Origin of the sequence: Thermocladium sp. ECH_B (genome assembly GCA_001516585.1) — an archaeon.
In the GTDB taxonomy this organism is placed as follows: Archaea; Thermoproteota; Thermoprotei; order Thermoproteales; family Thermocladiaceae; genus Thermocladium.
The window spans coordinates 1-1,244 of sequence record LOBW01000148.1; the positions used below are offsets into that span (position 1 = coordinate 1).

The following is a 1,244-nucleotide window of genomic DNA, read 5'->3' on the forward strand; positions in this document are numbered from 1 at the left end:
GCTCCCTTCCTTTGGGAGGGGGTTAGCCCACTTGGCAGCAAGAACAATTTCTAGACGTTTGGCTTGATGGTTGGCTTGATATGGGGTCATCTAATCACTGTTTCTTCTCTCTGAGCCGATGGGCATATTCTCATGGTAGAAGGCGTGATTGAACGGTGTACTCCTTTGAGTGGTTTCTCAGCGTCACCTTGATTGTTTTGGATTTGTTAGACTTCCTTGGTTTCTGGATAGGGCTTCTAGCAGTAGCTTCGCTCGAATGCTTATATAGATGGCTCCGACGCCTAGCAGGCACGCGGCCACCAGAAAGGGTTTGTTGTAGCCATACGTTTGGGCTATGAGCCCAGAGAGTATCGGCGCCACGGCGGCCCCAGCCCATCTTAGAAGGTTGTAGCTTGCAGAGGACACGGATCTCGTGAATGGTGATACACTTATGGCAAGAGTTGTGAATAGTGCGTTGGCTACACCGCATGGGAATCCGGTTATCACTACGAGGGCTAGGAGGGCGTCGCCCCGTGTTAGGCTCAAAGCCAGGAATACTATGAGGAGCGCTATTAGGGTGCCTCTGAGTGCGCTTATAGGTGTAAATCTCCGCGCGACGCGTGGGGCGAAGAGTGTTGATGAGACTGCGACGAGCACCCCCCATAGGAAGTATGTGACCCCGAGCTGGATTGTTGTGAGCCCCTTAAGTGTTAACGGCGAGTAGGCGAGAACCGTGAAGAATGCGTAGCTGTATGTGAGGGCCACAAGCGCGTTGGTCGCCACCCTGCTATCCTTCAGTGCTCCTACAACCTGTCTTAGCGTTCTCCTACCCTCCCTGTTCGGCGGTTCCTGAACGGATAGGAGGGTTGCGATGAGCCCCACCGCCATAAGGGTGGCCGTCCCGAAGAAGGGGTAACGCCAAGAATAGGCGCCCAGCGCTCCCCCAAGCAGAGGCCCAGAAGCTATACCCAAGCCAAGCGCAGCCTCATAGAGTGTTATAGCTTGAATCAAGCCGCCCGAGGATACCCCCACTATTATTGAGAGGGCGGTGCTAGTGAAGAGCGCATTACCGAGGCCCCAGCCACCCCTTATCGCCGCGAAAACGGGTATGCTCGGTGCGAGTCCCGAGGCTGTTGCGAACACGACCACTAGTCCGAGCCCCAGTGAGAGCGTTCTCTTACTTCCCAGGCGGGTTGCTAGGTAGCCCGAGATGAGCATCGTGATGGCCATCACGCTTATGTAGCTTGTGAATAGCCATTCAACCT

1 protein-coding gene is annotated in these 1,244 nt (G+C 54.9%); it reads right to left on the reverse strand.

All coding sequences use genetic code 11. The features are described from left to right. Window positions 1-183: 183 nt before the first annotated feature. A complete protein-coding gene (locus tag AT710_09845; protein KUO89651.1) occupies window positions 184-1,209 on the reverse strand; it encodes a hypothetical protein in 1,026 nt (341 codons plus the stop codon). Window positions 1,210-1,244: the final 35 nt, after the last annotated feature.